General features: G+C 37.2%; 1 protein-coding gene. It reads right to left on the reverse strand.

The window, feature by feature from the left end:
* Positions 1–66: 66 nt before the first annotated feature.
* Positions 67–877: 1,4-alpha-glucan branching protein domain-containing protein (locus EZH24_RS12730; RefSeq protein ID WP_137999407.1), on the reverse strand; the 811-nt coding region annotated here is incomplete at its 5' end.

An 877-nucleotide genomic window follows, 5' to 3' on the forward strand; every position in this document is an offset into this window, starting at 1 on the left:
CCTCGTTATAATAACGGGGCTTTATTTTGCTAAATATTTTAAATATAAATAAATTTTCTACTTTATTTAATTATATATCCTAAAATCCATCTCTGGAAATATATCGTCTCGCCATTCCAATTTGCTTAACCATTCTTCGTTTAAATCTCTGTTTTTAATGGCGTAATACAAATCGGTAAATCTTTTCAAATATAATTTTGTCGTATTAACGGCGTATTCAACCATAGTTCCCGTATGCATTATAAAAGCCCAGTCGCTGCTTTGAGCGAGCAAAAGTTCTCTCGCCGCCTGATTCAAGGCTCTCTCGTAAAGTCCCGTTTCGTTATAATAATCGTGGGCAAGTTCAATCATTCTTTCCGCCGCTTTATGCAAATGTCTGTATATCCATCCGTTAGTTCCGTTGAGCCAAACTTCGCCGTATCCGTTCGCTCCCCAACTCGACATCGAAGGCATAGAAATTTGATTTACGGGATGCCTTTCCAAATATTCTTTAGGTGTTATCGTTTCAATCGTGCTTTGGTCGAAATGAATTTTCCTCATTAAGAATTCTATAAACATAGGTCCTTCATACCACCAATGCCCAAACAGTTCCGCATCGTAAGGAGAGACTACTATCGGAGGTCTGTCCATAACGGAAGCCAAATATTCAATCTGTTTTTCTCTATTAAACATGAAATTGCCCGAATGTTCTCCCGCCGCATCCATAGCCGCTTCGGGATTATAAGGCTCTTTCGGACAATCTTTCCCCGTAATTCTATAATATTTTATTCCCGTATTTTTTCTTAAACCGTTGCTTTGAATAAAATCTTTAATATATTCAAATGGCAAATCGTATCCTATATCTCTATAAAATTCTCTATATCTGAAATCTCCGGGA

The organism is Brachyspira catarrhinii (assembly GCF_005518285.1).
GTDB lineage: Bacteria > Spirochaetota > Brachyspiria > Brachyspirales > Brachyspiraceae > Brachyspira > Brachyspira catarrhinii.